The sequence below is a fragment of the Paeniglutamicibacter terrestris genome (genome assembly GCF_012271785.1).
Classification (GTDB): domain Bacteria; phylum Actinomycetota; class Actinomycetes; order Actinomycetales; family Micrococcaceae; genus Paeniglutamicibacter; species Paeniglutamicibacter terrestris.
Map to the genome: position 1 here is coordinate 964210 of NZ_JAAWVT010000001.1, position 22448 is coordinate 986657.

Annotated in this window: 21 protein-coding genes; 12 read left to right on the forward strand and 9 right to left on the reverse strand. The window is 60.2% G+C overall.

Features of this window, described 5'->3' with window-relative positions; all coding sequences use genetic code 11:
• The first annotated feature begins 26 nt into the window (after positions 1-26).
• Together HED64_RS04250 and HED64_RS04255 are read left to right on the forward strand one after the other, a co-directional pair.
• Complete coding sequence (locus HED64_RS04250) at positions 27-794, forward strand: DeoR/GlpR family DNA-binding transcription regulator (RefSeq protein ID WP_168150809.1); 768 nt, start codon at positions 27-29, stop codon at positions 792-794.
• 380 nt (positions 795-1174) lie between these two features.
• Positions 1175-2365 carry a Fic family protein gene (locus HED64_RS04255; RefSeq protein ID WP_168150810.1) on the forward strand — a complete coding sequence of 397 codons (1191 nt, stop codon included), beginning with the start codon at positions 1175-1177 and terminating at the stop codon, positions 2363-2365.
• A 99-nt stretch (positions 2366-2464) separates the two neighbouring features.
• Here HED64_RS04255 and HED64_RS04260 read toward each other — a convergent pair whose 3' ends face one another.
• The 5 genes from HED64_RS04260 to HED64_RS04280 form a co-directional block, all read right to left on the reverse strand.
• Positions 2465-3538 carry an alkene reductase gene (locus HED64_RS04260; protein ID WP_168150811.1) on the reverse strand — a complete coding sequence of 358 codons (1074 nt, stop codon included), beginning with the start codon at positions 3536-3538 and terminating at the stop codon, positions 2465-2467.
• A gap of 195 nt (positions 3539-3733) precedes the next feature.
• The gene (locus HED64_RS04265; protein ID WP_168150812.1) at positions 3734-4681 is read right to left on the reverse strand and encodes an aldo/keto reductase; all 948 of its coding nucleotides are present in this window, start codon (positions 4679-4681) and stop codon (positions 3734-3736) included.
• 138 nt (positions 4682-4819) lie between these two features.
• Positions 4820-5206: a VOC family protein gene (locus HED64_RS04270; protein WP_168150813.1), complete on the reverse strand. Its 387-nt coding sequence runs from the start codon at positions 5204-5206 to the stop codon at positions 4820-4822.
• A 41-nt stretch (positions 5207-5247) separates the two neighbouring features.
• Positions 5248-6390 (reverse strand): alpha-D-ribose 1-methylphosphonate 5-triphosphate diphosphatase, encoded by a 1143-nt coding sequence (locus HED64_RS04275; protein WP_168150814.1) that lies wholly within the window; start codon positions 6388-6390, stop codon positions 5248-5250.
• Positions 6384-7100: a GntR family transcriptional regulator gene (locus HED64_RS04280; protein ID WP_168150815.1), complete on the reverse strand. Its 717-nt coding sequence runs from the start codon at positions 7098-7100 to the stop codon at positions 6384-6386. Before HED64_RS04280 ends, HED64_RS04275 begins: the two co-directional genes overlap by 7 nt.
• A gap of 195 nt (positions 7101-7295) precedes the next feature.
• On the opposite strand from HED64_RS04280, the gene HED64_RS04285 reads away from it, so the two are divergent.
• The 7 genes from HED64_RS04285 (at position 7296) to HED64_RS04315 (ending at position 13848) form a co-directional block, all read left to right on the forward strand.
• A complete protein-coding gene (locus HED64_RS04285; RefSeq protein ID WP_168150816.1) occupies positions 7296-8249 on the forward strand; it encodes a phosphate/phosphite/phosphonate ABC transporter substrate-binding protein in 954 nt (317 codons plus the stop codon).
• Positions 8246-9088 (forward strand): phosphonate ABC transporter ATP-binding protein, encoded by an 843-nt coding sequence (phnC, locus tag HED64_RS04290; RefSeq protein ID WP_168150817.1) that lies wholly within the window; start codon positions 8246-8248, stop codon positions 9086-9088. The genes HED64_RS04285 and phnC overlap by 4 nt, the downstream gene beginning before the upstream one ends.
• Positions 9085-10749 carry a phosphonate ABC transporter, permease protein PhnE gene (gene phnE, locus HED64_RS04295; RefSeq protein ID WP_210149196.1) on the forward strand — a complete coding sequence of 555 codons (1665 nt, stop codon included), beginning with the start codon at positions 9085-9087 and terminating at the stop codon, positions 10747-10749. The genes phnC and phnE overlap by 4 nt, the downstream gene beginning before the upstream one ends.
• Positions 10725-11798, forward strand: a complete 1074-nt coding sequence (locus HED64_RS04300; protein ID WP_168150818.1) for a zinc-binding dehydrogenase — start codon at positions 10725-10727, stop codon at positions 11796-11798. The genes phnE and HED64_RS04300 overlap by 25 nt, the downstream gene beginning before the upstream one ends.
• Positions 11799-11835: 37 nt before the next feature.
• Entirely contained in the window at positions 11836-12504 is a 669-nt protein-coding gene (locus tag HED64_RS04305) for a phosphonatase-like hydrolase (protein WP_168150819.1), read from the forward strand.
• 225 nt (positions 12505-12729) lie between these two features.
• Positions 12730-13005, forward strand: coding sequence for an ABC-2 transporter permease (locus HED64_RS04310; protein ID WP_168150820.1), 276 nt, complete (start codon positions 12730-12732; stop codon positions 13003-13005).
• Positions 13006-13302: 297 nt separating this feature from the next.
• On the forward strand, positions 13303-13848 hold the full coding sequence (locus tag HED64_RS04315; RefSeq protein WP_168150821.1) for a dimethylamine monooxygenase subunit DmmA family protein: 546 nt from the start codon (positions 13303-13305) through the stop codon (positions 13846-13848).
• Positions 13849-14014: 166 nt separating this feature from the next.
• On the opposite strand, the gene HED64_RS04320 is transcribed toward HED64_RS04315, so the two are convergent.
• From HED64_RS04320 to HED64_RS04335, 4 genes are all read right to left on the reverse strand, one after another.
• The gene (locus HED64_RS04320; RefSeq protein WP_168150822.1) at positions 14015-14941 is read right to left on the reverse strand and encodes a carbohydrate kinase family protein; all 927 of its coding nucleotides are present in this window, start codon (positions 14939-14941) and stop codon (positions 14015-14017) included.
• A gap of 88 nt (positions 14942-15029) precedes the next feature.
• Entirely contained in the window at positions 15030-15824 is a 795-nt protein-coding gene (locus HED64_RS04325; RefSeq protein WP_168150823.1) for an ATP-binding cassette domain-containing protein, read from the reverse strand.
• Entirely contained in the window at positions 15821-16867 is a 1047-nt protein-coding gene (locus HED64_RS04330) for an ABC transporter permease (RefSeq protein ID WP_168150824.1), read from the reverse strand. The genes HED64_RS04325 and HED64_RS04330 overlap by 4 nt, the downstream gene beginning before the upstream one ends.
• Before the next feature lie 65 nt (positions 16868-16932).
• Positions 16933-18051 (reverse strand): substrate-binding domain-containing protein, encoded by a 1119-nt coding sequence (locus HED64_RS04335; RefSeq protein WP_168150825.1) that lies wholly within the window; start codon positions 18049-18051, stop codon positions 16933-16935.
• 165 nt (positions 18052-18216) lie between these two features.
• Between HED64_RS04335 and HED64_RS04340 the strand changes: the two genes are divergently transcribed.
• From HED64_RS04340 to HED64_RS04350, 3 genes are all read left to right on the forward strand, one after another.
• Positions 18217-19215: a LacI family DNA-binding transcriptional regulator gene (locus HED64_RS04340; RefSeq protein WP_168151135.1), complete on the forward strand. Its 999-nt coding sequence runs from the start codon at positions 18217-18219 to the stop codon at positions 19213-19215.
• A 48-nt stretch (positions 19216-19263) separates the two neighbouring features.
• Complete coding sequence (locus tag HED64_RS04345) at positions 19264-19557, forward strand: putative quinol monooxygenase (protein ID WP_168150826.1); 294 nt, start codon at positions 19264-19266, stop codon at positions 19555-19557.
• A 260-nt stretch (positions 19558-19817) separates the two neighbouring features.
• Entirely contained in the window at positions 19818-22421 is a 2604-nt protein-coding gene (locus HED64_RS04350) for a GH32 C-terminal domain-containing protein (protein WP_168150827.1), read from the forward strand.
• Positions 22422-22448: the final 27 nt, after the last annotated feature.

A 22448-nucleotide genomic window follows, 5' to 3' on the forward strand; every position in this document is an offset into this window, starting at 1 on the left:
ACTCAACAACATTAAAGGAGGTCAACATGTCAACAAGTGCCAGGGTGCGCCAGGGACAGATCCTTGAGCTCGCGCACACCAGCGGTCTGGCAAGCGTCGAGGAACTCTCCGAACGCTTTGACGTGACAGCCTCAACGATCCGGCGTGATCTCACCCGATTGACCTCCGAGGGCAAGATCGCTCGCACCTACGGCGGGGCCATGGCCCTGAATGGGCAGGTGGTCGAGTCAACCTTCCGGCAGCGCAATAAGCAAAGCACCGCTGCTAAACGCGCCATCGGGCGACGGGCCCGCGCCCTGGTAAAACCGGGGCAATCAATCCTGCTCGACTCGGGATCCACCGTCGCGGCGCTGGCCCACGAACTGCGCGATGCCAGCGAGCTTAAGCTCGCCACCACCTCACTAGTGGTGCTCGATGAACTCGCCGAGGCCCAGGAGATTCACGTTGAATGCATCGGTGGCACGTTGCGGCACAGCAGCGCGGCCTTTGTTGGACCGTTGGCCGAGTACTGCCTGGAACGAATGAGCTTTGATACCGTCTTCTTGGGCGCCGACGGGGTCACCCCCGAGGCGATTTGCGAGGCGGACATGGTCCAGACGCGTTTGAAGGAAGTGATGTGTTCGCGTGCCAACACCGTGTATGTGTTGGCCGATTCTTCCAAACTAAACCACACCCCCTTCCACGCCTGGGCCAGACTGCCCGAGGCGTGGACGCTGATCACCGACGCCGCGGCGAGTGATGCTCAGCTGGAGGCTTTCCGGGCAGCGGGAGTCAAGATCCTCATTGCCCGCTAGCCCGGAAAGCCTCAGACTTAATTCGCCCAGAACGGGTAGTCGGTGTAACCGACGGCGCCCTCGGTGTAGAAGGTGCAGGCGTCGGGAACGTTCATAAAACCTCGAGCGCAGATCCTGGACGAGTTCCCCGGCCGGATCGGCGTTCAGGATGCTCAACGTGGCCACACCAAGTGGTCCAGCCGCGTTCAACCCACACCGGTGATCCGAACACTGCGAAGTGCCGACCTTGCAACCTGCTAACGCTGTCGCCCCCATATGCATCCAGCGACAAATGGAGTGCCCCATTTTCCCAGTATCGGATACTATTGGGAAATCAGGGGTTCTAGTTTCCCAGCATCCTCCGGGACCGAACCACATAACCGGGACCACCAGAGGCACCCATGAGCATCAACAGCACCGCTTGGCCCTCGATCCATTTCGAGGAAGTCCAATGGGATGCGCCCGCCGACGCCAGCGCTTCCCGTCGTCAGCGGCTTCGGGCCCGCGGTCCATACCAAGCTGCCATCGTGCCGCCAATCGCGGACGCCAGCCCCGTCATCAGCACCCGGGTCCTCGCTCTGGCCGAGGAAGCAACTATTGACATGGTCCGTTTCGACCGGGATCTGGGCGAGAGCGCCGCCCCCTTCGCGGCACTGCTACTGCGTAGCGAGTCCGTAGCCAGCTCCGAAATCGAGAATCTCACCGCGGGAGCCAAGAAAATCGCGCTGGCCCAACTGGGAGACCGATCCAGCGCAAACGCATCACTGATCGCCTCCAATGTCTCGGCCATGAACGCTGCCATAACACTGTCCGACGACCTGTCCCTGCCCAATATTCTGTCCATGCACCGAGCCCTGCTTCAGTCCTCGCACCCGCAGATCGCCGGTGAATTGCGCAAAGCACCGGTGTGGATTGGCGGCAATTCCCCGCACACCGCCAGCTTCGTTCCACCACGCCACGAAGGGATCGAAACCGCCTTGGTGGATCTGGTCGACTTCATGCGCCGCGATGACCTGCCGATCTTGACTCAGGTCGCCATCGCCCACGCTCACTTCGAGACAATCCACCCCTTCGCTGACGGTAACGGTCGGACCGGCAGGGCCCTGGTCGGCGCGCTGTTGAGAAACAAGGGAGTGACCCAGAAAGTCACCATCCCCGTCTCATCCGGGCTGCTGGCCAACACCGCTTCATACTTCGAGGCTCTGGGCGCGTACCAACAGGGAGACCCTGAACCGATCGCCGAAATGTTCGCCGAATCAACTTTTGCTGCCACGGAGAATGGCAGACTCCTGGCCGCAAGTATCAACCAAATCCAGTTCGACATTCATGCCGCACTTCCGCAGAAGCCCAGCGACAGCATGCGCGCAAGCATTCGCTGTCTAGTACGGGAACCAGCACTGAGCGCAGAATCTCTCATTGAGATGACGGGCCAATCCTCAAGCTCCGCCTACCGCAACATCACTGTCCTGGAGTCCATCGGTGTACTCAAAGCCAGCAGCCACATCAAGGGCCGCAGAATATGGATCGCACCGGCCGTCATCGAAGCCCTGGACGAGTTTTCGCTGCGCGCCGGAAAGCGCACCCGGTCCTAACTCAGCCTCGCAACATTGCGACCGACCCACGGGGACGATCCGCACAGGCTTCGGCTGCCGCACACCCATCAGGTGTATGGCAGCCATCAACCTAGGGGGTTAGTTCGCCCAGAACGGGTAGTCGGTGTAACCGACGGCGCCCTCGGTGTAGAAGGTGGAGGCGTCGGGAACATTCAGTGGCAATTCTTCCTTCCAGCGGCGCACGAGGTCGGGGTTGGCGATGGCCGGACGGCCGACCACCACGGCTTCGCCCCAACCATTGGCGGCAACAGCCTCCGCTTCCTCAAGTGTGGTGATGCTCTGGAAACCGGTGTTCAGCAGTACCGGTCCACCGAACCTCGAGCGCAGATCCTGGACGAGTTCCCCGGCCGGATCGGCGTTCAGGATGCTCAGTGCGGCCAGACCCAGAGGTGCGATCCCATCGATGAGAGCACCGTACGTGGCGGCAGCATCCGCGGTATCGGTTTCCAGCGCACTCTGAATATTGTGCTGCGGGGAGATGCGCAAGCCCGTTTTTCCTGCGCCAATAGCTTCAGCCACGGCGGTGACCACCTCGATCACCAGACGCGCCCGGTTCTGCGGGGATCCACCATATCCGTCGGTGCGGGTGTTGGAGCTGGGGGCCAGGAATTCGTGCAGCAGGTAACCGTTGGCGCCGTGCAGTTCAACACCGTCAAACCCTGCGGCGATCGCGTTGCGAGATCCTTGCACAAACTCTTCGATAATGCCCGGCAGTTCCGCCTCGGTGAGTGCGTGCGGAACCGGGTAGTCGTACTTGCCGGTGTAGGTGCGGGTGACACCGTCCACCGCGATGGCACTGGGGCCCACCACGATGTCTTGCCCGGTGGTTTCGGTGTGGGTGACTCGGCCGGCGTGCATCACCTGAGCAACAATGAGTCCGCCTTCGGCATGGACGGCGTCGGTGACGCGCTTCCATCCGGCGATCTGTTCGTCGGTGACAAGTCCCGGCTGGCGGACAAAGCCCTGACCGACCGCACTGGGGTAAACACCTTCACTGACAATCAGGCCCATCGATGCACGCTGGCGGTAGTACTCAACCACATCGTCGTTAGGCACGCCGTCTATACGGGAGCGCGAACGAGTCAGTGGCGCCATGATGACACGGTTGGAAAGCTGAAGGTCACCGAGGGTGAGTGGGGAAAACAGGTCCATGGTGGAACATACTCCTGGGGGTTGGGGAGAGGTGTCTTGGTTGGGCTAACCGCTCCTCCGACTCAGGTATTCCCCGCGGGGCACCCAAGGTGAGGCGGAACACTGAGCGCATCATTCCCTCACTCACTGCGCTCCGTGGCCAGTTGGTTTTCGCTCTCATGAGGTTGAACACCGACTGGCCACCGGCGTTCGGTGCTAGCTGACTTGTACCGGCTCCGAGGCGGCATCCAAGATCTCCAGCTGCTCACCGGAAAGCTCCAAGGTGGCCGAGTCCATGAGCGCCGGCAACTGATCCACAGAACTAGCGCTGGCGATCGGGGCCACGATGCTCTCGCGGCTGCGCAACCAGGCCAGCGCCACGGTGGCGGGTTCCACCTTCAGCTCCGCCGCGACCGAAACCAGGGTGTCCACGACACTCAGTCCATGCTCGTTGAGGTAGCGGCCGGCCATGCCAGCGCGCGCCTTGCCCTCAAAATCGGCTTCAGAACGGTACTTGCCGGTCAAGAATCCACTGGCCAGCGAGAAGTACGGCAGCACCGCCAGCTGGTGGCGTGCCGAAACCGCGGCCAACTCGTTTTCAAACTCCGCACGGGCCACCAGATTGTACTGCGGCTGCAGTGCCACCGGGGTGACAAAACCATGCTCGTTGGCAACCGCAAACCATTCATCAATCTGCTCGGCCGAGAAGTTGGAGAGCCCAATGTGTCGGATCTTTCCCGCGCGCACTAGGGCGTCAAATGCTGCAGCGCTTTCGGCGACCGGGGTGTTGTCATCGGGTTGGTGGGCGTAGTACAGATCAATGTAATCGGTACCCAAGCGCTGCAGTGAGGCAGCTGCCGCGGCAGCGATGTTGGTCGCCGAGAGCCCGGGGAATTCTGGGTGCTGCGATACCTTGGTGGCCACAATGAGGCGTTCGCGCTGCCCCTTGGCCAACCAGGAGCCAATGATGGCCTCAGATTCGCCACCCGAATTCCCCGGTGCCCACACCGAATAGACATCGGCGCTATCCACGAAGTTGCCGCCGGCCTGAACGAAAGCATCCAGCACCTGGTGTGAGGTGGCTTCGTCGGAGGTCCAACCGAAGGTATTACCTCCGAGGTTGAGGGGAAAGACATCGAGGTTTGAGGTTCCGAGGATACTCATGCGCACTCCTTGTTGATGATGATCGATTCGTGCTGCGGCAAGGTGGTGCCGCCACGAGTGCCAACCTCAGCGCTTCATGCCCTATTCCATGATGTCGAGAAATGACGTCCCTTCCGCCCGCGAGCGCAGGCCGTGTTCTCAGCGTTGCTGGTCCAACGGCGGGTGTTCGGCGATGCAGAAGAGGTTGCCTTCCGGATCCGCCAGGGTGGTCCACCGAACGTGGGCTACTTCCTCAAGGACATCCCATTTGTGGGTGGCACCCAGTGAGATCAGGCGTTCAACTTCGGCGGCGCGTGAGCCCCATGGCACGGTGAGGTCCCAGTGGGCCATCTGGCGTGCGGCGCGCGGTTCGCTTTCGGGCTGGAAAAACATCCCGAAGCCGCTCGGACCATTCGGCGGAAGGTAGTAGCTATCGCCGCCGGCTGCGGGTTCCGCGCCGGTGACCTGTGCCCAGAAGGCAACGAGGTCTGCCGGGTTCCGGGCTTCGAGGTTGATGGCTCCGAGGGTGATTTGGCTTGGTGTCATGCGTGCAAGGCTACAGCGCACCGACAGCACCCAAGCTCCGTCTAGCGTGCAGCCGTCAGGGTTTGGAGCACGCGTGGGCGCGACAAGGTATCCGAGCAGAGAACCAAATCCGCACGGTAGCCCGGAGCCAAGATCCCTCGATCATTGAGTCCCGCGGCGACCGCCGGGTTCTTGGTGATCATATTGATGGCTTCGGACAGTGTGGCGTAGCCCAACCGTGCGAGCTCAAAAGCCGCGGACAGCAGACTCGAGGGCAGGTAATCAGATGCCAAGATGTTCAGCACTTTCGCTTGAGCGAGTTCCAAGGCCGAGACATTGCCCGAATGTGATCCTCCGAGCAGTACATTGGGCGCCCCTGCCACGGTGGATACTCCCTTCAGGTGGGCCCACTGAGCCGCCTCCAACGTCGTGGGGAATTCGGCGATCACGGCATGGCGGGCGATGAGCTCATCAATTTCTTGTGGTGTCACCGGATCGTGGCCCATGAGGCGGATGGTTCCGGTTGCGGCCAATTCGGCAAGCCACCCCAATGTTTGTTGCTTAAACGTCAGCTGCTGATCGCGTTCGGCAATCAATCTGTCCACATGTTCGGCGGCTTGTGTGGGATCCATGTGCTGGGCTTCGCGCAGCCATCGCTCCATCACCGTGCGGTCGCGATATTGCCCCTGGCCGGGGGTGTGATCCTCATAGGAAACCAGGGGAACCTCTGCCCCACCGAGATGATCGCGCAACATGTGAACCCCGTCGGGACAGCGCACATCGAGGCGATGCAACACCCGGTGGTCCATCCGTGGTTCTTCATAATGACTGATGGCGTGATGAACATCGGGCGCCTGGGGTGAACCGATGGGGATCCCCACGGCCGACTTGGTTTGGAACGACACCGCATGAAAAGCGGTGGTGACCCCCGCTGCCATGAGATTTCCCTCGGCCGCTTGCATGGCTAGGTCCACTGGCATGCAGGCACCGGGGCGCGGCCGATATTCACGCGCCAATGCGTCACTGTGCAGATCAACGATGCCCGGTAGGCAGAGTTTCCCAGCACCGTCGATATCTGCGCCGAGGCCAGCTCGGTGCGGACGGATCTCCTGAATCAGACCATCAACGACGCTGATCATCTGGTCTTCGAGCATCCGCTCATCCTTGAGCACCCGAACATGGCCCAGGATGTAGGTGGTTACCATTTTCCGACCTCTGTCACGACGTCAAAGACGTCCGGGCGCAGAAAACTTTCCACGTATTCGAGTTTCTGCCCGGTCTCGGAGCAGGACACAAGCCCTCGCAGCAGAATCTGTGGGGGTCGGCCGCGCAAGCGCAGCACCTCAGCGATCTGGGCAGGTGGAGATGCCAGCCGACTCTGGCTCCATTGCCGCACCGGGGTATAGCCATAGTGTCTACGCAGCACCGCATCCAGCGAGTCATCGGGTGCGATGACTGCGGCCAGGCGAGGCACACGTGCCGATGGCAATACCGAGGTTGCGGTGCTCACCGCTGCCCCATCAATGAAGCGAACACGTTCCAGCACCGTCACCTGAGCGTTGGCGGGCAGCCCCAGGATTTCTCGCTCGCTGGCATTGGCAGGGCGCGTTACAGGTTTGGCGTTTTCGGTGCGCGGATCACCACCGGATGCTCGAACCGTCGCGGTGAAGGAGGGGGCAATGTCTGGCCCAATTCTGTATTCATAGCGACGCGTGCGGAATGTTCCACTGCCCTTGACGCGCCGAATCAACCAGCGACGTTCCAGCTCCTCTAAAGCAGCCCTAATGGTTTGGCGGTTAACCCCAAAGAGGGCGCCAAGTTCATGTTCGGACGGCAGTGGGCGCTGTAGCGGGAGATCCGCATATTGCTCCAAGATCTGTTGGGACAGCTTGAGATAGGTGGCTTCTGCTTGCATCTTCCGATCCTAACTCAGTTTCCCAAAAATTCCTTATGAATACTGGTAACAAACCTTAGATGAACAATCAACAAACGACCATAATCTGTCTAGACAAATTCACTTCCCCCCGGTCATGCTGAATAGGAACGAGCGTCCCGAAGCCCGACTTCGAAGCGCCACCAAACCACTCGCAACGCAGACAGGTACTCCCCCATGAAACGCAAAACACTCGCCTTCACCGCTGCCATCGCAGCAGCAGCCCTCCTCACCGCCTGTGCCCCGGCCGAAGCCGAAACCACTGCCGCGGGTTTCCCTGCCGAAATTGTCATTGGTGCCATTCCCAACGAAAACTCCTCGGACCTCACCGGCACCTACGAACCGCTAATCAAGATGCTCGAAGCCGAAACCGGTTCCAAGGTCAAGCTGCAGCAAGCCAGCGACTATGCGGGCATCGTGGAAGGCATGATCGCCGACCGCGTTGATATCGCCTTCCTCGGCCCCTTCTCCTACGTCATCGCCACCACCAATCAGGCAGACATCAAACCGCTCGGCGCGCTGGCAGGAGAAAAGGGCGAGCCCTCCGGCTACCACGCACTGGGAATCACCCAGGGCAAGAACACCGCGGTGAACAGCATCAAGGACTTCGCCGGCAAGGACACCTGCTTTGTTGACCCGGGTTCCACCTCCGGATTCCTCTACCCCTCGGCGGGCCTGATCGAGGCCGGCGTGGTCACCAGCGGCAAGGAATCTGACATCAGCGCTGGCCTCAAGCCGATCTACGCCGGTGGACACGACGCGTCGGCTCTCTCGGTCAAGAACGGTGACTGTGAGGTCGGTTTCGCGATGCAGTCCATGGTCGAGCAGACGCTGCCGGCCAAGGGTGAAGTGGCAGAGGGTGAGCTGAAATCGGTATGGACCTCGGAACTGATTCCGGGCTCGGTCTTCGCGGTACGTAACTCAGTCGGTGAAGACACCACCAACAAGCTCACCACCCTGTTCAGTGAAAAGGCCAACGCCGACTACTTCGAATCCCAGGGCTACTGCTCGGGTGAAGACTGCTTGATCACCGGCGAACACGCGTGGGGCGTGGTGCCAGCGACGGATGCCGACTACGACGGTATCCGTAGCGTCTGCGCCTCCACCAAGTCCGAGAAGTGTGAATCATGAGCCTGATCCAAATCACCAATACTGAGGCTGACGCTGACATCGACTCTCACCACAGCAGGAATATCCAGGCTGACATCGCCATCGAGGCTACCGCTCTGCACAAAAGCTTCGGTTCCACCCACGCACTGAAGGGCGTTGACCTGAAGGTGGCCAAGGGCGAAATGACCGTCCTGCTGGGGCTCTCCGGCTCGGGCAAGTCCACCTTGTTGCGTTGCCTCAATGGCTTGCATCAGCTCACCAGCGGTGAAGTTACGGTCCTGGGCGAAGCGGTACACGTGGCCAAGGCCCGCAAGCTGCGCGCCTTGCGCTCACGCGTGGGCTTCATCTTCCAGCACTTTAATCTGGTGAACCGCCTGACCTGTCTGGAAAACGTGTTGATCGGTGCCGCGGGCAGGATCCGCGGACCCCGCTACGGACTGCTCAGCTACACCAAGGCCCAACGCCGTGAAGCACTGGGACATCTAGAACGCGTGGGACTCGGAGATTTAGCCTTCCAGCGGGCAGATTCACTCTCCGGTGGACAGCAACAACGCGTGGCTATCGCCCGCGCCCTGATGCAGAAGCCCGAGCTGATCCTCGCCGATGAGCCGGTCGCTTCCCTCGACCCGCAGAACGCAGCCAACGTCATGGATCTACTCTTCCAAGTCTGTCGGGAAGACGGAATCACCGTGGTGTGCACGCTGCATCAGGTGGATCTTGCCCTGCAATGGGCGAACCGCATCGTCGGACTGCGCAGCGGCGAAAAGGTCTTGGATGAGTCCACCGCCAGCCTGAGCAAGGAACGGGTGCTTGAGGTCTACCAGCAGCTGGACCCCGATGCCGAAATCACCACCTCATGATGCTCACCAAGGCCCACCCGGAACCCAGCAAAATCACCACCTCACCGCGCACCCCGGAATCTCTGATTCCACGGCCCACCCGCGAAAAGGTGACGCTCTGGATCATCCTCGCGGCACTGATTCCACTGACCCTGGCCAGCGCCGAACACATCGAATTTGATCTGCGAGCGCTTGGCGGCGGGTTCGGGGACGTGGCCAACCTTTTGGCGCGCATGCTCCCACCGGAAGTCAACGACCCACCCCGAGTCTTTGAACTACTGCTTGAAACACTCATGATGGCACTGCTAGGAACCGTCCTTGCCACCATCATCTCGGTTCCGTTGGCCTTCTTGGCCGCAGCAAATACCACCCCGCACCCGCTGGTACACCGCGGCGCCCGCATGCTCATCACCATGTGCCGCGCTGTCCCCGATCTGGTCTTCGCGGTGCTCTTCGTCCGCGCCTTGGGCATTGGAGTCCTGCCCGGAATCCTGGCTCTTGGCCTACACTCGGTGGGCATGATGGCCAAGCTTTTTGCCGACGCCATCGAACAAAGTGAGGCAGGTCCGCGCGAGGCAGTGCGAGCCACCGGTGCCGGTCGCATGGGCGAACTGATCATGGGAGTACTTCCCCAGGTCATCGCCGCCTGGCTGGGAACCTGCATTTATCGCATCGACATCAACCTGCGGACCTCGGTGGTGCTCGGCTTTGTGGGCGCCGGTGGCATTGGTTTTGCCTTGCAGGATTCTCTGCGCGGGCTGATGTATGAAAGCGCCATGGGGATCGTGCTGATCATCTTGGTGGCGATCGCCGCTATGGAGATTGCTTCCATCGCGCTGCGCCGCACCCTACTGAATCCGATCAGCGCCGGACCTGCACCCCGCGTGCCGGATGTTTCCTCTGCCCTGCTGCCACCGTGGAGCGGGGACAGGCGAACGCGCACCATCGCCGGCTTCCTACTCCTCGGCGCCGTCATCTATTCCCTGATTCACCTACGGATCAATCCCTTGGTGCCGATCACCAGCTTTGGTGAGTTGGCAGCCGTCTTTGGCCGACTCTTCCCGCCCTCCATAAGTGGTGCCGAGGAACTCTTACTTCCGGCCGTCGTGGAAACCCTGGCCATTGGCTTGGTTGCCACCGTTATCGGAGCACTGCTTGCCATACCCGTGGGCATCCTGGCGGCATCAAACATCTCGCCTGCGCGGCCCATTTTTGCCGCGGCACGGATGCTGATTCTGGTGGTTCGCGCCATCCCCGAGCTGATCCTCGCGGTAGTCTTTGTCGCCGCAATCGGGCTGGGCCCCATGGCCGGTGCCATGGCTCTGGCCGTGGAAACCATTGGCTTTTTGGGCAAACTAGTGGCCGATTCCATCGAGGAAATCCCCGTGGGCCCGCTCGAAGCGGTGCGCGCCGTGGGCGGCAGCTGGTGGGACCAACTATGCAATGCGGTCATCCCGCAGGCACTACCGCAACTGATTGGTCACTGGATGTACATGCTGGATGTGAACATCCGGACCTCCACGGTGCTGGGCGTGGTGGGCGCCGGTGGCATCGGATTCCTGCTGATGGAATCCATACGAACGCTGAACTTTAATCTGGCGGGAACCATCATCCTGCTCATCTTTGCCATCGTCTTTATGATCGAAAGGATCTCCGCGTGGATACGCAAACACGTCGCCTGAGTCTGAGCGCCGAGTTGTGGAACGGCGGATCTGACTTCGACACGCGCACCCTTCAGCTACCCGAACCGGGTGCCGGGGAGGCCATCGCAGCCATCGATTTAGCCACCGTGTGTGGATCCGATATCCACACCGTGTCCGGACGCAGGTCCGGCCCCTTCCCCTCCATCCTGGGGCATGAGGCCGTGGGACGTCTTCAGGACATCGGCCCCGGAACCCTGACGGATTTCACCGGAACGGCGCTGAATACCGGTGACCGTGTCATTTGGAGCGTCACGGTGGCCTGTGGGAGCTGCGATCGCTGTCTCGCCGGCCGTAGCGCCAAATGTCGGTCCCTGCTCAAAACCGGACACGAACCCTTGGATGGGCGCTGGGGTATCTCGGGTGGCTATGCATCGCATATCCATCTGCCCCGGGGCATCACTCTGGTCTCGGTTCCCGATTCGATCTCCGATGCCGTGGCCGCCCCCGCAGCCTGTGCCACCGCCACGGTCATGGCCGTATTTGAGGCCGCGGGAGACGTTGCGGGAAAACGCGTGTTGGTCAGTGGTGCGGGGATGCTGGGCATCGTTGCCTGCGCCGTGGCCGCTTATCGCGGAGCCGCGGCGGTAGAGGTCAGGGATCTAAACCCGGAACGTTTGGCGCTTGCCCGCGAGTTCGGGGCCACCGCCACCGCGGTGGCCGGCGGCCAGAACGCGGCCGAGAGCTTCGATATTGCTGTGGAGCTCTCCGGTGCACAGCCAGCCGTGGTTGCTGCCTTTGAGTCACTGGACATCGGCGGGTCGCTGATCCTTGCCGGATCGGTATCACCGGGACCCGCCATGGCCCTGGATCCCGAACGCATGGTCCGCTCGCTGCTGAGTATCACCGGGGTGCACAACTATGAGCCCCGGCATCTGCAAGCAGCCATGGACTTCCTCGCCGCCACCAACCTCACCCACGACTGGGCATTCTTGGTGGCGGCCCCGAAGCCGGCAGCCGAGCTCGGCACGCTGATGCTTCCGCCGGCCGGGCGCATCCTGCGAAACTCCATCACTTATCACCAGTCATAAAGACGCCCCCAACCCCTTTATCGAACAGGAAAATCACATGATCAAGTTAGTTGTATTGGATATGGCAGGCACCACCGTGGATGAACACGGAGACGTGTACAAGGCGCTGGAAGGTTCGGTCACGGCCACCGGTGCAACGGTGAAGACCGAGGACCTGCAGCGCTGGATGGGCGCGGATAAGACCGAAGCCATCGCGGCGCTCTTGGAGCTTGGTGGGATCACCCCCACCCCGGAATTAGTGGAAAAGCAGTTTGCCCTCTTCCGCGAAATTTTGGCGGCGTTTTACGCGAAAACACCTCCCGAAGCGCTCCCTGGTGTTGAAGAAGCACTAAAGACCCTGAAGGCTCGCGGCATCCAGATCGGGTTGACCACCGGGTTCTCCCGGGATGTTGCTGCGCCAATCCTTGAGACCCTGGGCTGGGGCATCGGCGAGGGCCAGCTGCTTGATGCCGTCGTTACCAGCGACGAGGTCGCCGCCGGGCGTCCTGCGCCTTACATGATTCACCGCGTCATGGAAGCCACCGGCGTCCATGATGTTCGCTCCGTGGTGGCCGGCGGAGACACGGTGGTCGATTTGCTCGCCGGACATCATGCCGGCGTGCACACCTTGGGTGTGCTCACCGGTGCCCTGAGCCGCGAACAGCTTGAAGAGCACCCGCACGACTGGGTCTTGGGCAGCGTGGCGGAGCTACCGAACGTTATCTAGTCGAATTCGACGCGTTGACGGCTGATATCTACAGCTCTTGAGAAGGGAACTACGGTGGGGTTTTCACGCAGTCCGTGCCTCGGCGAAAGCGCGTGGGCCTGAGCCCCATTCAAGGACGATTCGCTCTGGGTAGTTCCACAAAAAAGCATCAACAGTGCCACAAAGAATAATACAAAACATGGTCTTTCAGTTCACTGTCGCAGCAAGATCACCAACCAACAGATCATGATGTTCCTGGGTGTTCCCGCGTCCAACGGTGTGCTGCCCATCCACATGGAACCGGCGTTCTTCGCGTGGCTGCTCGGCTTCCTGCCTATGCCTGCCGCTGTGGAGTCGAGCCGCTCGGTCCGCTATTTTGATGGCGACGTCGTGGGACACCACCTGCTGGCCTTCGGCATCTGGGGAGCAATCTCCTTAGGTACTGGTCTTTATCATCGACAAGATCAAGCCGGTTCGCACCGAGATCCCGGTGCTGATGCACCACGCAGTTCCCCCGGTTGAGCTCGAAGAAACCGAGGCCGAAACGGAGAAGGAATTTGTCGGAGTCTCGTCTCCGATTTCTTCCTGCCTCGTAGCTCGGTCAAGGGCCGGTTGGTTGGTCCCGAACTCATTATTCGTGACCAGCCAACCGGCCCTTTTTCGCTGACTCAGCTGGTCCGCATCGCGCGCAGGACCTGCGCGAAGGCCCTACCGAAGGGCGGTTAATAAGAATGAAACGAGGTCTTAGCGAAGGGGTAACCCACCGGGCGTCACCCTCTAGCAGGATAGAAATACGTTAGTGATCCACCCGAAGGAAACATGAAAACGACATCGGCAGTCTCAAAGTTCTCCAGCATCCAGCGCCCCTCAGCCAGCGGAGAACACCAAGACGCTACCTCTTATCTGGTCATGGCCTTTGGAACCAAAGGGCTCAACGCGGCAGAACAATTTATGACCGAGACTGCCGACGGCGTACCAGCCGTCCTCAGCGCAATCCCTGCTGCACATCCTTCGGCTCTTGGGGCCTTGCGCACCTCGCTGGCCGGAGCCACGGGCTCGGTACACATCGTGCTGGCCGGCCCGGAGTCAGATGTTTTTGCTGCACGTGCTGTGGCCATCGAGTTTGGTGCCGTCGAATCGGAGTTGCTTTTGCGTGTCACCGAGGCCGAAAATCGCCGCGTTTACTGCCCTCACTGCACCACCATCACCCTGACCACCGCTGGTATCGGACAGTTGGCGGACTGCGCGGGTTGCGATCGATCGTTGTTGGTCCACGACCATTTCTCCCGCCGCACCGCTACCTATTTGGGGTACATGGACACCGCGGAGGAGCTTCCACTGGACCTCCAGCGGGTTGCCGTTTAAGCGCGCTCAAGAGGATCTGTGCATTGAATTATTCTGACAAACGGCCAATATCTGGCAACGAGATACTTGGAATTTTCGAGCGCAGGCTGAGGGCTAATTTTGGACACGAGGCAACCGAATCTCCTAGTGCCTCTGCCTCGCGGCTCCCCGATATATGCGGGCTATCCTAGACGAGCATCTCGCTGAGCTCATGCAGGGTGGGCGGGTTAGCCCCATGACGACGCACCGTGGTGGCTGCGGCCGCAGATGCCGCGCGACCCAGGGTTGCCAGTGCCTCGTTACTAAGTTCTCTCCTCCCGCGGTCAAGCAGCCCATGAATCAGCGCGGCCATGTAGGAATCCCCTGCACCAATGGTGTCGGCAACCACTGAGCTAACCGCTGGAACATGTAGTTCGGCAGCGGTGGTGGCGAGAAGTGACCCCTGCGCGCCCATTGTCACCACCACCAGTTCGGCGCCGAGTCGCAGAATTCGTGCGGCAACGCCTTGGGCATCCAACGTTGGGTACAACCACGCGGCATCCTCATCACTGAGCTTGACCACGTCCGTCAGCGGCACGAGGTCCTCGAAGATCGAGCAAGCCTCGGCCTGCGAACCCAAAAGTGCCGGCCTGATATTCGGATCGTACGTCACGACACATTGGCCATTCGCCTGCTGCAAAAGGGTTCGCACCGTGGTGGCACCCGGAGCCAAGAAGGTAGCTATCGATCCGGTATGGATCAGCTTTGGCAGAGTTTCGAGCGCCGTCGGCTCCAATGTCCAGCGGACGTCAAACTCATAACTCGCCGAACCGTCGGCTGCCAGCGATGCCACGGCCGAGGACGTTTTCCCCGGCGTCTTGGAACCACTTAAGAGCCCGACGCCGACGCCGCCCAGGTGGTTTTCGATGGCCAGGCCGCGCTCATCATCACCGATACTGGTCAGCAACGCCGTAGCAACACCGAGCCTGCCCAGCCCATAGGCAACGTTCATCGGTGATCCGCCCGGATGCCCCACCGTGCCCGTGGGCGAAACAACAATATCGGTCAGTGCTTCGCCGATCACGATCACCTCTGGAATCGAGGCGGAAGGATCAGTGGATGGAAGCTTGGACATGAGGAGGGGCCTTTCACGGGTCCGTCCGCGGGCCTACTACTGGCCCGCGGACGGTATCTGTCGGATGTTGGTGCTGCCGATGCCGCGTTTAGGCGGTGGCAGCACCGGTCATGATTGCCACGGCGTCGGTCATGCTGTGTGACTGCGGCGTGATGGTGGCGGCGCACTTGCCCAGGCGCTGAATGTGAATCCTGTCGGCCACATCAAACACGTGGGGCATGTTGTGGCTGATCAGAATCACCGGCAGGCCGCGATCACGCAGATCCCTGACTAGCTGCAGAACCTGATTGGATTCCCGCACGCCCAGCGCCGCCGTCGGTTCATCCAGAACCACGACCTTGGAGCCAAAGGCCGCCGCGCGGGCCACGGCAACAGCCTGGCGCTGTCCGCCCGACAGGTTCTCAACCGGGACCGTGACATCCTGCAGCGTGGAGATGCCCAGCGTGGTTAATTCCTGCTTGGCCTTGCGTCGCATTCCCTTGGTGTCCAGCACGCGGAAGTACTTTCCTAGCGGACCGGGAAGTCGTTCTTCACGTCCCAGAAATAGGTTGGAGGCCACGTCGAGTGCCGGTGAGACGGCGAGGTTTTGGTACACGGTTTCGATCCCGTGGGCACGGGCATCCTGTGGGCGTTTGAAGTTGACGAGTTGTCCCGAGACTCTCAACTCTCCCGAGTCCGGGATCTCGGCACCGGTCAAGCATTTGATCAGCGTGGATTTTCCCGCGCCGTTATCGCCAATGATGGCCAAGACTTCGCCGGGGTACAGATCAAGGCTCACTCCATCCAGGCCCACGACGCGACCAAAGGTCTTGACGAGGTTTCGGGCCTGCATGATGGGTTGGCGGGTCTCTGTGTGAGCGCTCTGGTATTGGGTCTCGGTCATGATTTCGCCTTTCGGATCCACTGGTCGATGGACACAGCGAGGATGATAAGAACGCCTACCGCAAGGGTCTGGTAGAGCACGTCTAGACCGGCCAGCGACAGGCCGTTGCGGAAGACGCCAACAATCAGCGCGCCCAGCAGGGTGCCCCAGACGGATCCGCGGCCACCAAAGAGGCTAGTTCCGCCGATCACCACGGCGGTGATCGAATCCAGGTTCAGGTCAACTCCGCCGTTGGGGCTGGCCGCATTGGTGCGACCGATCTGAATCCAGGCTCCGACCGCCAGTACGGCGCCGGCTGCCAGGTAGACGCTCATGAGCACCTTGTTAACGGCGATGCCGGCCAAACGTGCCGCTTCCTTGTCATCACCCACGGCATAAACGTGGCGACCCCAGGCGGTCTTGCCAAGGATAAACGCGATCAAAACGTAGAGCAGAATCATCACGACCACACCGACGGAGATCCGTACCGGACCCACCGGGAAGGTCGTGCCAGTCCAGGTCAGCAGGCCCGGCATGGAGGTACCGCGCACCGTAGCTCCGTTGGAGTAGAGCAGCGTGAGTGCAATGAAGATGTTCAGCGTGCCCAGGGTGACGATGAAGGGGGGAAGCTTCAGTCGGGTCACCAACAGTCCGTTCAGGGCTCCAGTCGCGAGTCCAACCAACAGCCCCACCAGCAACGCCATAGCCGCGGGAAGTCCGTTGTTGACCGCGAGTTGGGCCGTCACCATCGAGGAGAGGATCATGATCGCGCCCACGGACAGGTCGATGCCCGCGGTGAGAATAATGAGCGTCTGAGCAATGGCCAGGGTGCCAACCACCGAAACTTGCTGAGTAATCAGCGAGAGGTTTTCCACCCGAAGGAACCTGTCATTGAGGAGACCAAAAACGATCACCGCAATGAGCAGTACCAGGGCGGGGCTGACGGCTGGATAACGGTGCAATACATTGCGTACCCGGTTAAGTGGGGTCTGGCGGTCAAGGAATTCCTCGGCCAGATCGGCTTGCCCTGTGGTGGGCGGGCCGGCGGTCTGTTGCTGAGTCACGATGGATCCTGATCTTCGAAGATGGTTGCTAGCGCGTAGCTAGCACGGGAAGCGGAGTGGGAGAGTTATTTTCCCCAGCAGATATCTGCGGCCGCGGTGGTATCGATGCTCTTGATGCCGTCGGCCGGCTTGTCGGTGACAAGTTCAACACCGGTGTTGTAGAAGTCCAGGCCCTCGGAATTGGCAGGCTTTTTGCCCGTGGCCGCCAATTCAACAATTGCCTCAACACCGAGTTCGGCCATCTTCACCGGGTACTGCTGGGCGGTGGCGCCGATGACGCCGTCCTTGACGTTGTTGACGCCGGTGCAGCCGCCGTCAACCGAAACGACCAGAACGTCCTTGTCTTTGCCTGCCGACTTCAGGGCCTCGAAGGCTCCAGCCGCGGCAGGTTCATTGATGGTGTACACCACGTTGATGTCCGGGTTGATGGACAAGAGGGTTTCCATGGCCGTTCGGCCGCCGTCTTCGGCGCCCTGAGATGCCTGGTTGCCGACGATTTCGTAGTCCCCACCCTTGCCGCCGGTGTATTTACCGGTCTTGGCCTCATCGCCATTCTTTTTGGCGTCGGCGGTGTCGATTCCAAGTCCCGTGAGGAATCCTTGGTCGCGGTTGTAGTCCACGGAGACGATCTTGTCGTCGAAGAGGTCAACCATGGCGATGGTGGCTTTTTGGCCTTCCAGCTGTGCGGCAGTCCACTTGCCGATGAGCTCGCCGGCGGCGAAGTTGTCTGTGGCAAAGGTGATGTCGGCGGCGTCCGCCGGATCCGGAGGAGTGTCCAGTGCGATCACAAAGAGTCCGGCGTCCTTGGCCTTTTTCAACGCGTCAACAACCGATGGGCCGTTGGGTGTGATCAGGATTCCCTTGTCACCCTTGGAGATGGCGTTCTCGATGGCTTGAATTTGGGTTTCTTCGTCCCCATCGGCCTTTCCTGCGGCAAGCGTCAAATCTACGTTGCCGGTATCCGCAGCCTTCTTGGCTCCGTCCTGCATGGAAACGAAGAAGGGGTTGGTGGTGGTCTTGACGATCAACGAAACCCCCACTTTTTCTTCCGAAGCGCCGTCGCTGGCACCCGCAGCGTCGGACGTTGAGCCACAGGCCGAGAGGCTCAACGCTGCGAAGGTCAAAGCTGCGCCTGCAGCTAGAACTCGTGTGGACTTTGAAAAGGGGGCTTTGGAACTCAACATTCGATCTCCTGATGTTTGCGGCCGGACTGGCCTCGACAACGATGTCAGGTACGATGTAAGCAGGATCACATCCACAATGTCAATAGGGTTCAAACTGAAGGAGCGATTTCTTTGACAACGATGTCTAATCGTTACCAGCCACCGCTATCCCCGAATCGGCCGACCATGCGTCACGTGGCAACGCTTGCCGGCGTCGGGATCAAAACGGTGTCACGGGTGATGAATGAGGAGGCGGGCGTATCGGAGGCAACCCGCACCAAAGTATTAGAAGCCTCCCGCCAACTGAACTACCAGTTGGATGTCACGGCCGGGTCCCTGCGTCGCGCCGGACGACGAACTCTCTCCGTCGGGTTGCTCCTGCCGAGCGTTTCCAACCCGTTCAGCGGCGAGATCAACAGGGCGCTCGAAGATGCACTCAGCGCTCGGGGCATCGCAGTTTTTGCTGCCAGCCTGGATGATGACCCACAGCGCGAGCAGTCCATCATTGCGGCATTTCTCGGCCGTCGCGTCGACGGGTTGGTGCTGACGCCTATAGCCAAAAACCAGTCGTACACAATCCCCGAGCACTCCCGAGATTTGCCCATGGTTTTCATTGACCGCGAGCCCGTGGGTGTGGATGCAGATGCGGTAGTCACCGACAACGCCATTGGCGCCGCAAAGGCCGCCGCCCACCTATTGGCCCACGGACACACCAAAATCGCCTATCTTGGCGACCGCACCGATATCCAAACGGCCCGGGAACGTAAACGAGGGTTCCTCGAAGAAATCGGCCGAGCCGGAATTCCTTCCTCCTCGGTGCCCATCCGTGAAAACCTGCACGACGAGGAAACGGCCAGGCAGGCAGCAATTGAGCTTCTGACCTCCGAAAACCCTCCCACCGCGATCTTCTCCAGTCAGAACCTCGTGACGTTCGGAACGATGCGCGCACTGAAGGAACTGGGCAAAAACCGGGAGGTGGCACTGGTCGGATTCGATGATTTCACCCTCGCCGACATGATGGATCCCGGCGTGACGGTCATTGCCCAACATCCCGATCGCATCGGCGTCCGAACGGCCGAAAGACTGCTGGCACGGATTGATGGCGATCAGGAACCACCGCGCACCTATGTTGTCCCCTCCGAGCTGATTCAGCGCGGATCCGGCGAAATCCGCCCTCCGGCTTAGCCCAAAAAACCTCCATTATTCTCACCTTCGTACCTCGAAAGGACCACCATGACCAAGACGTTATTTGCCGAGTTCACCGTCAAGGAAGGCAGCGAAACCCGTGTTGCCGAGATGATGCTCGAATTAACCCAACTCGTGCGGCAAGAACCCGGGAACGAGCTGTTCCTGCCGTATCTGCGTGAGGAAGAACCCCGCAAATACTTCGTTTTTGAGGTCTACCGGGATGACGCCGCCTTCCAGGAACACATCACTGCCGCCTATGGCGCGCGATTTAACGAAGAACTGGCCCTGCATATCGAAGAGCCAGCCTCCCAACTGACCTGGCTGACGCCGCTGCAGTAATTGCTCCCCCTGCCGGCACCGAGACGTTTGAGCGTTCTCCAACATTGAATTTTTGACCCCCTGACCCCGCCCCAAACTGGTGCGGGGTCAGGGGTGCGCTCTGCTCTCGGAGCGAAAATAGCCCCGGCACAATTCGTCCCTTTAAAGTCATTGACTTGTCCGACGGACATCTCCTAGAGTCCAACGCACTGACTGACAACGTTGTCTATTTATCTGACACACGCGATGAAGGGTGAGAGCGAAAATTGAAAAAATCCACGATGTATCGGACACGAGGCGCCGCCGTTTTAACACTGGCCAGCCTGTCTCTGGCAGCAGCATTCGCAGGTTCCGTACCCGCCTCGGCCGTGACACTGGGGGACGAACAACACCGACCGGCTTATCACTACACGCCGGAAAAGAACTGGATGAACGACCCCAACGGGATGGTCTTTTACAAGGGTGTCTACCACCTGTACTACCAGCACAACCCCTCCGGAAACACCTGGGGCAACATGTCCTGGGGACACGCAACATCCAAGGACCTTCTGCACTGGGAAGAGCAGCCGCTGGCCATCTCCACGGACGATGAGGAAGACGTGTTCTCCGGCAGTGTTGTCGTGGATTCAACCAATAGCTCAGGACTTGGTACGGCCAAGAACCCACCCTTAATCGCCATTTACACCAGCGCCTATAAGGAAGCTTCCGAGCATCGTGGCCTGCAGGCGCAGTCGCTAGCTTATAGTGTGGACGCCGGACAAACCTGGAAAAAGTACTCCGGCAATCCCGTCCTGAACCGCAACTCTGCCAACTTCCGTGATCCCAAGGTGTTCCGGTATGACAATCCCGCCGGTGCCGACTACTGGGTGATGACCGCGGTGGAAGCCCTCGAGCACAAGGTGGTGCTCTACAAGTCAACCGACCTCAAGAAGTGGAGTGCCCTGAGCGAATTTGGGCCAGCCAACGCGACCGGCGGGATATGGGAATGCCCCGACCTGTTCCCCTTGGCCGTGGACGGAGACAAGAACAACGTCAAGTGGGTCATGGTCGTGAACATCAACCCGGGCGGCATCGCCGGCGGCTCGGCCGGACAATACTTTGTCGGCGACTTCGATGGCAAGACCTTCACCTCGGATACCACCAAACCCGTCCCCGAGCTTCCTGCCGGAACCGTCCTTGAAGGATTTAACGACGGCAACTACGCCGACTGGACCGTGAACAATGAAACGGGCAACGAGGCTAAAGGACCGTTTGGTACTGCTCCCGCATCCGGAGCTCTTCCCGGACAGCAGGGCGTCACCGGCTACACCGGCGAGGGGCTAGTCAACTCGTTTAACGGTGGAGACTGGCCAACGGGCACCATGAAGTCCCCTGCCTTCACCATTTCGCAGGACTACATCAACTTCCTCATCGGAGGCGGCAAACACCCAAGGACATCAAACAAATTGGATAACACTCCGCCCGAGGGAGAGCTGCTGTTCGACGGGTTCGAAGTGCCTGCCGGAACAACTCTGGCCGACTCCGGATGGACCGGAACAGAAGATCTGGCATCGAAGTACCAGCCCTTTGGCGGAGGCGGCAACCAAGCCATCGGTAGCCACCTGATCAACACCTTTGAAACCAACGGTGGAGGGGATGACCGACAGGGCACACTCACCTCACCAACGTTCACCATCAATAAGGACAATCTCAGCATGCTCATCGGTGGAGGTCACCGCACCAATGACCCCACGCAGAGTCTAGAAGTTCAGCTGCTCATCGACGGCAAGGTTGTCCGTTCGGTGACCGGCGACAATATGGGCGCGATGAACTGGAAATCCTGGGATGTGGCGGAATTCGAAGGCCAGCCTGCGCAAGTGCGAATCGTGGATGCAGCCACCGGCGGTTGGGGACACCTCACCCTCGATCACCTGATGCAGACCGATGCCCCGGCAATTCTCCGTTCGGATGAAACAACGGTCAATCTAGAAGTTGCCGGAAAGGTCGTCCGCACGACCACCGGCGCCAATAGCGAAGCCCTCGATTTGGCCTCTTGGAACGTTAAGGAATTCGCCGGACAGCAGGCACAGATCACCATCGTGGACAATAATAGGGACGGCTGGGGACACATCCTCGCCGATGAATTCATGCTGTCCGACCAACCCGTGGTCTCGGCACTGGATACCTACGATTGGCTGGATTACGGCCGGGACTACTACGCCTCCGTCTCCTTCGCCAACATGCCAGATGACAAACGCGTCATGCTGGGCTGGATGAACAACTGGGACTACGCCAATGACATCCCTACCAACCCGTGGCGCAGTGCCATGGCACTGCCGCGCCAAGTAAAGCTCACGCAAACTCTCGACGGGCCTCGACTGACACAAAGCGCAGTACAACAAACCAACAAGCTGGCACAGAAGCCGAGCTATTCGAGCAAAAAAGCCAGTGTCATCCGGGAGGGAAGTACTCCCCTTCCGGCGTCCACCAACGGCCAGGTCCAACAGGTAGACATCACCTTCAACCCCGGGACCGCCACAAAATCCGGCATCACCGTGCTGGGTGATGAAAAATCCTCCACGGTCATCGGCTACGACTCCACCACGGGGAAGATGTTTGTTGATCGCAGAAACTCCGGCAACACGGCATTCCACTCCGCCTTCGCCTCCATTGAAGATGCCCCGATCGCCCTAGACAAGGACGGCAACGTCACCATGCGGATCTATCTTGATCACTCCTCGGTGGAGGTCTTCGCCCAAAATGGTTTGCGGACCATCACCGATCAGGTCTTCCCGAATGCCGGGGCAGACAAGATGGAATTGTTCGCCGAAGGCGGGAGTGCACAGCTGAAGAAACTGACCGTGACGCCATTGGACCCATCAATGTTCGTCGCAGGGAACAAGTAACCTTCGGTTGCTGTCCCGAGTTCTCGG